Source organism: Bifidobacterium sp. LH_419 (genome assembly GCF_056356955.1).
This window is the reverse complement of sequence record NZ_JBKEVG010000005.1, coordinates 143138-150113: the sequence shown is the minus strand read 5'-3', so window position 1 is coordinate 150113 and position 6976 is coordinate 143138. Positions and strand designations below refer to the sequence as shown.

The following is a 6976-nucleotide window of genomic DNA, read 5'->3' as shown; positions in this document are numbered from 1 at the left end:
CGCCAGAAACGACTCGGGGGACACACCCCGGAGGAATTCCGGAACATGTCCCCCACAGCCTGATCAGGTACCCTTAATAAACCACGTCCAGCAATCGGGGCGCAGTTCAGTCAGAGGGGGCCGAATGAGGACTGATGCTCAGACCCTGGTCAGCTTGCGGTGCAGGCGGTGCGGGCGGGCCGCGTCCTCGCCGAGGCGGGCGACGCGGTTCTCCTGGTAGGCCTGGAAGTTGCCTTCGAACCAGTACCACTTGGCCGGGTTCTCGTCATCGCCCTCCCACGCGAGGATGTGCGTGGCGACGCGGTCGAGGAACCAACGGTCGTGGGAGATCACGACGGCGCAGCCCGGGAAGCCGAGCAGCGCGTTCTCGAGCGATTCCAGCGTCTCGACGTCGAGGTCGTTCGTGGGCTCGTCGAGCAGCAGCAGGTTGCCGCCCTGCTTCAGGGTCAGCGCCAGGTTGAGTCGGTTGCGCTCGCCGCCGGAGAGCACGCCGGTCAGCTTCTGCTGGTCGGAGCCCTTGAAGCCGAAGCTCGCCACGTAGGCGCGGGTCGGCACCTCGACGCCCGCCACCTCGATGAAGTCGAGGCCGCCGGAGACCGCCTCCCACAGGTTCTTGTTCGGATCGAGGCCGGCGCGGTTCTGGTCGACGTAGCTGATCTTCACCGTGTCGCCGATCTTGAGCTCGCCGCTGGTCAGCGGCTCGAGGCCGACGATCGTCTTGAACAGCGTGGACTTGCCGACGCCGTTCGGGCCGATCACGCCGACGATGCCGTTGCGCGGCAGCGTGAAGGACAGGTCGTCGATGAGCACGCGGTCGCCGAACGCCTTGTGGATGTGCTTCGCCTCGAGCACCGTGGAGCCCAGGCGCGGGCCGGCCGGGATCTGGATCTCGGAGAAGTCGAGCTTCTTGTTGTTGCGCGCCTCCTGCTCCATCTGGTCGTAACGCTCCAGACGGGCCTTGTTCTTGGCCTGACGGGCCTTCGGCGAGGAGCGCACCCAGTCGAGCTCGTTCTTCAGGCGCTTGGCGAGCTTCGCGTCCTTCGCGCCCTGGATCTCCATACGCTTCGCCTTGGTCTCAAGGTACGTGGAGTAGTTGCCCTTGTACGGGTACAGGTGGCCGCGGTCCACCTCGCAGATCCACTCGGCCACGTTGTCCATGAAGTAACGGTCGTGGGTGACGGCGATGACGGCGCCCTTGTACTGGTGCAGGAACTGCTCCAGCCACAGGATCGACTCGGCGTCGAGGTGGTTGGTGGGCTCGTCGAGCAGCAGCAGGTCGGGGGCTTCGAGCAGGAGCTTGCACAGGGCCACGCGGCGGCGCTCGCCGCCGGAGCACACGTTCACCGGCGTGTCCGGGTCCGGGCACTGCAGGGCGTCCATCGCCTGGTCGAGCTGCGAGTCGAGATCCCAGCCGTTCGCCGCGTCGATCTCGGTTTGGAGCTTGCCCATCTCCTCCATGAGGGCGTCGAAGTCGGCGTCCGGGTTCGCCATCTCCTCGCCGATCTTGTTGAAGCGGTCGACCTTCTGCGCGATGTCGCCGAACGCCATCTTGATGTTCTCGCCCACGGTCTTCGTGTCGTCCAGCGGCGGCTCCTGCTGCAGGATGCCGACCGTGAAGCCCGGGGTGAGCGTGGCCTCGCCGTTGGACACGGTTTCAAGGCCGGCCATGATCTTGAGCAGCGTGGACTTGCCCATGCCGTTCGGGCCCACCACGCCGATCTTCGCGCCCGGCAGGAAGCTCAGGGTCACGTCGTCGAGGATGACGCGGTCGCCGAACGCCTTGCGCGCCTTGATCATCTGATACACGAATTCTGCCATTGGTTGCAGCTTCTCCTTAAGTAAGGTCGAATTCCAGCCGTTTCCAGTCTGTCTGGCCCGCCCGCATGATATCCGCGTATGATGCGGACGCAGGATGTCCGCATGCTGGTCGGATACGGGCCGAACCACCGCCCACCATGCTATCGGAAGGGCTGGAATGCCGGCGTTTATCATGGCCGCCCTGCGCTACAGTGGTGCGGGTCGAAACACGGACGTCCGCTCGCGGAACGTCCGTGACGAGTGAGAGACGAGAGACGAAGGAGTGGCGCACATGCCGCAGAATCCGCAGAACCTGCCCGATTTCACCGAAGACGCCGGACTGAAGGACATCAGGGTCGTCGCCAGCGACATGGACTGCACGCTGCTCGCCGACGACGGCACGATGCCGCCGCGCATGGCCGAGCGCATCCTCGCGCTGGACGCCGCCGGACTCACGTTCTGCGCGGCGAGCGGCCGGCCGAACTACACGCTGGCCGAGATGTTCCCCGATCTCGCGGACCACATGGCGTTGATGTCCGACAACGGCGCCGCGATCTACTGCCGCGGCGAGCTCGTCTACGAGAGCCTCATCCCCGTCGAGGAGTACCGCCGGCTGATCGACTTCACGCTTGCCGACGGCCGCGGATGCCCCACCGTCTGCGGTCTCGAGGCGTGCTTCATCCGTTCGTGCGACAGGAAGTACGACGACTACTTCCGCACGTTCTACAAGAAGATCGTGTACATGGACGACATCACGACGCTCGACGCCGACGTCAACAAGTACACGGTGTTCTTCCCCGGCAACGACTCCGAGGAGGTGTACCGCGAGACCTACCGCGACGCCTGGTCCGACCGCTACACGGTGACGAACGCCGGCAAGATGTGGATCGACATGATGAATCCCGGCGTCGACAAGGGCACCGGCCTCGCCCGCCTGTGCGAACACCTCGGCGTGCGGCTCGAGGACGCCTGCGCGCTCGGCGACACCTACAACGACATCCAGATGCTCGAAGCCGCCGGCCACGGCTACGTGGTGGCGAACGCCGAGGAGCACATGCGCGCCCACGCCGGCTGGATCGCCCCGAGCAACAACGACCGCGGCGTCGCCACCGTGATCGACGCCGTGCTCGCCGCCCGATGAGCACCGCCAATCCCGCGCCACCGGCAATCCGCCCGACGGACGCCGCGAAGGCGACCCCCGCCCTGCTGGCGGCCCTCATCTTCCTGGTCGCGCTGAACCTGCGTCCCGCGATCGCCGGCGTCGGACCGGTGCTTACGCGCATCGGCGACGATCTCGGCTGGGGCGAGAGCGTGCTCGGCGTGCTCGGCGCGATGCCGTTGTGGGCGTTCGCCGCCGTCAGCCCGCTGGTCCGGTTCGCGGAACGACGTCTCGGCGCGGACGGCACCGTCCTCGCCGCGCTGCTCGTCCTCGCCGCCGGCGACCTCGTCCGGTCGTTCGGCGGTCCGGCAGGCGTATGGCTGGGCACGTTCGCCGTCGGCGCGGGCATCGCCGCCGGCAACGTGCTCGTGCCGGTCATCGCGAAACGCGACTACGCCCGTCATATCGCCGTCGCCACGGGCGTGTACTCCGGCTGCATCACCGCCGGCTCCGCCATCGCCGGCCTTACCGCCGCGCCGCTCGCCGCCGCGCTCGGCGGCTGGCGGCCGGCGCTCGCCGTCTGGGCCGTGCCGCCGCTCGTCGTCGCCGCATTGTGGTCGATCCGTGTGGCGCGCGGGTCGCGGGGAAACGGAAACGGCGTCGCCGCCAGTTCCGCCGCGAACGTCACCGACGTCACCGCCGGTACCGCCGGTACCGTCACGGACGCCGCCGTCGCCGTCGCCACGGACGCACGTCCGCTGTGGCGACGCCCGATGACGTGGTGGGTGACGCTGTTCATGGGATTGCAGTCGGCCGCGTTCTACACGATGTCGAACTGGCTGCCCTCGCTCGCCGCGGCCGCCGGATTCTCCGAATCGCAGGCCGGCGTCCAACTGTTCGTCTTCCAATCGCTCGGCATCCTCTCCGGCCTCCTGATTCCCGCGCTGATGCACGTGCGCGGCAACCAGGTGTGCGCGGCGCTCGTCGCCAGCGTGCCGATGGTCGTCGCCGGATGCGGCTGGCTGCTGGCGCCCGCGGCGTCGATGCTGTGGAGCGTGATCGGCGGCATGGGGCAGGGCGCGTCGCTGGTCGTCGCGCTCACGCTGATCGCCCTGCGCGGCCGCACCCCGGCCGACACGGTCGCATTGTCCGGCATGGCGCAGTCGCTCGGCTATCTGGTCGCCTCCGTCGGCCCGCTCGCCTTCGGCACGCTGGCCGAACTATCCGGCGCATGGGTCGCGCCGCTCGTCCTGTTCACCGCGCTCGCCGCCGCGCAGTGCGTGGTCGCGGTGCTGGCCGGCAAGGTGCGTTTCGCGTAACATTCGCCCGTACGATGACATTGTTTGATATGCAACAATCATGGTCATGACGGGAACGGAGGCACGGTCGCATGAACGGACACGACACCCAGAACGCACGGGCGGCACGCGCGGGGGAGTCGGTGGAATCCGCGCGAACCGGCCGTGACGGCGGCGGCGCTACGGACGCCGCCAAACGGCCCGTCGCGCCGAAGCTCGTCGTCACCGTCGTCGCGCTCGCCATCCTCACGTTCCTCGGCATCCTGTCCGAAACGTCGCTCAACATCGCCTATTCGACGCTGATGGCCGAGTTCGCGATCGACGCGTCCACCGTGCAATGGCTCACCACCGGTTACCTGCTGCTGTTGTCCGTCGCGATTCCGAGCTCGCCGTTCATGGTGCGCCGGTTCGCCACGAAGACGCTGTTCGTCGTCGCCGTCGCGATCTTCACGCTCGGCACGCTGATCGGCGCGCTCGCCGCGAGCTTCCCGATGCTGCTCGCCGCGCGTCTCGTCATGGCGCTCGGCACCGGCATCTCCCTGCCGCTCATCACCACCATCATCCTGGAGAAGGCGCCGCTCGAACAGCGTGGCGCGATGCTCGGCATCGTGAGCCTCGTCACCTGCGCCGCGCCCGCCATCGGCCCGGTGTTCGGCGGCGTCGTGATGGAATGGCTCGACTGGCATTGGATCTTCTACGCGATGCTGCCGTTCCTCGTGGTCTCCTTCGCGCTCGGCGTCGCCACCGTGCCGGAGATCCGGCATCCGGGCGACGCGGAGCAGGCGCGCATCAGCGTGCCGTCGCTGCTGCTGGTCGCGCTCGGACTCGCGGGCCTGATTGTCGCGGTCAGCTTCTTCGCCGCATGGAACGGCGACTGGCGGTTCTGGGCGACGCTCGCCGGTGCCGTCGCCGTGCTCGCCGTGTTCGCCGCCGCGCAGCTGAGGATGGGCCGTCCGCTCGTCGAGGTGCGCGTGTTCGGCTACCCCGGGTTCACGCTCGGCATGCTCATCCTGCTCATGGCCTCGGGCGGCGTGCTCGGCCTCAACTTCATGCTGCCGATCCTGCTGCAGCGCGGCTTCGGATTCGGCTCGCTCGTCGCCGCGCTGATCCTCCTGCCCGGCGCGGTGGTCGGCGCGATCGCCGCGCCGATGATCGGCGGCGCGCTGAAGGGCCATTTCCCGCCGAAATTCATCCTGTGCGGGTTCCTCGGCGTCACCGTGATGGACGCGGCGATCATCGTCGCCTACCGCAACGTGGTCGCGGTGGCCGTCGCCTACGCGCTGTTCATGGCATGCTCCGGATTCGTGCTCGTGCCCGACCAGACGCACGCGCTCAACCAGCTGCCCGCGCGGCTCAACGCGGACGGTTCCGCCGTGATGAACACGGTCCAGCAGCTCGCCGGTGCGATCGGCACCGCCGTCGCGAGCGCGCTGATCACCGAGTTCTCGGCCGCCGCCGCGCGCTCCGGCGCCTCGACCGCCGCATCGTATCTGCTCGGCTTCGCATCGAGCATGTGGCCGCTCGCCGACATGGCCGTGTGCGGGGCCGTGCTCGCCGCGCTCATGTTCCGTTTCTCCACGCGCCGCCCGCCGGAGTTGGTCGAGGCGTGAGTTTCGCGCGTTTCGCGCGTTCATCGACTGTTCATGTCGCGTGACGTCAGGTCCGACGGATTCGATGCGATGATGAGGGCATGGATGATGGATTCGACGGCGATGGCGCGCGGAACGATGGCGGTGCGGTGACGCCCGCCGACCGAGCGGCGTTGCGGCGCATCCGCGTCAGGGCGGCGGTCTGGCTGGCGGCGTTCCTCGCGCTGCTGGCGTGCGCAATCGTGGCGGGCATGGACCGTGCCGGCGTGACCCCGCTCGGCCGCGTCTATCCGTGGCTCGCCATCGCGGCATTTGTCGCCAGCGTGGGCACATTGACGTATGTGATCGGGTGGCGGCGCGCGGCCGCCCTGATCCGCGACGCGGAGGACGGCGACCAGGTGGCCGCCGCATACCTGCGTCGCGGCCCGCGGTTGGGGACGGTCGACTGGTGGTGGACGCAGCCGCCGGTGCGCCCGTCGTCGGAACGTCGGCGCGTGCTCGCGATCGGTGTGATCCAGCTTGTCGCGGCCATGCTGTTCCTTGGCGTCGACGTGGCGTTGAGCGTATCGGGCGTGTTCGCGGACGCCGGCATGGACGGTTTCCCGCTCGCCATCGCGCTGGCGTGCGTGCCGTTGATCGCCGTCGGCGCGTGGTGCGTGACGTTCCGGTTCCATCCGACCGAGCGGTGCATCCGCACGCTGCGACGCATGCAATGGGTGTTGTTCGCGTACGGATTGGCCGGGTTGGCGGTCGTGGGGTTGCTTTCGCGCGGCGTCGCGGCCTGTGCGGCGTATACGTCGGTGGTCGTGCTCGCGGGGAGTCTGTCGCGCGCGGTGACGCCGATCGCGCGGATGGCGCTGCCGGACCATGTGGTCGTCGCCGACGCGCGCGCCGCCATCGACGAGGACGTCGCGCGCCGCGCCCGCGCCGAAGCGCAGATCCCTTCCGAAGGATGGGGATTGGATATGGTCCGGGCGAAGCGCGAACGCCGCCTGATGCTGTGGTACACGCTGGTGGTCGTCGGATTCCTGGTGATGTTGGGTGTTGCGGTCGCGGTGAAGATGGTGCTGGGGTAGGGGAGCTCCGGAATGTTTTGGACTGTTTGAAACCGCTTGGAATCACTGGGTTTTTCGGTGATGGGCGCGGGGTGCCGCTGAGGAATCGCAAGCGCGACACGCCGAGAGTTGCATGGG

General features: G+C 68.2%; 5 protein-coding genes. 4 read left to right on the top strand and 1 reads right to left on the bottom strand.

Annotated features, from left to right (window positions below):
* Window positions 1-138: 138 nt before the first annotated feature.
* Entirely contained in the window at window positions 139-1818 is a 1680-nt protein-coding gene (ettA, locus tag AC1AYX_RS05360) for an energy-dependent translational throttle protein EttA (RefSeq protein WP_034526667.1), read from the bottom strand.
* A gap of 271 nt (window positions 1819-2089) precedes the next feature.
* On the opposite strand from ettA, the gene AC1AYX_RS05355 reads away from it, so the two are divergent.
* The 4 genes from AC1AYX_RS05355 to AC1AYX_RS05340 all read left to right on the top strand — a co-directional run bounded on the left by AC1AYX_RS05355 (window position 2090) and on the right by AC1AYX_RS05340 (window position 6859).
* Window positions 2090-2938, top strand: a complete 849-nt coding sequence (locus tag AC1AYX_RS05355; protein WP_476502534.1) for an HAD family hydrolase — start codon at window positions 2090-2092, stop codon at window positions 2936-2938.
* A complete protein-coding gene (locus AC1AYX_RS05350; RefSeq protein ID WP_476502533.1) occupies window positions 2935-4215 on the top strand; it encodes an MFS transporter in 1281 nt (426 codons plus the stop codon). The genes AC1AYX_RS05355 and AC1AYX_RS05350 overlap by 4 nt, the downstream gene beginning before the upstream one ends.
* 71 nt (window positions 4216-4286) lie before the next feature.
* Complete coding sequence (locus AC1AYX_RS05345) at window positions 4287-5804, top strand: DHA2 family efflux MFS transporter permease subunit (protein ID WP_476502532.1); 1518 nt, start codon at window positions 4287-4289, stop codon at window positions 5802-5804.
* Window positions 5805-5884: 80 nt separating this feature from the next.
* Complete coding sequence (locus tag AC1AYX_RS05340) at window positions 5885-6859, top strand: hypothetical protein (protein ID WP_476502531.1); 975 nt, start codon at window positions 5885-5887, stop codon at window positions 6857-6859.
* Window positions 6860-6976 lie beyond the last annotated feature (117 nt).

Excerpts from the sequence above, each read along its gene's own strand:
- ettA (WP_034526667.1), bottom strand. The coding sequence starts at position 1,818 with ATGGCAGAATTCGTGTATCAGATGATCAAGGCGCGCAAGGCGTTCGGC.
- AC1AYX_RS05340 (WP_476502531.1), top strand. The coding sequence starts at position 5,885 with ATGGATGATGGATTCGACGGCGATGGCGCGCGGAACGATGGCGGTGCG.
- AC1AYX_RS05345 (WP_476502532.1), top strand. The coding sequence starts at position 4,287 with ATGAACGGACACGACACCCAGAACGCACGGGCGGCACGCGCGGGGGAG.
- AC1AYX_RS05350 (WP_476502533.1), top strand. The coding sequence starts at position 2,935 with ATGAGCACCGCCAATCCCGCGCCACCGGCAATCCGCCCGACGGACGCC.
- AC1AYX_RS05355 (WP_476502534.1), top strand. The coding sequence starts at position 2,090 with ATGCCGCAGAATCCGCAGAACCTGCCCGATTTCACCGAAGACGCCGGA.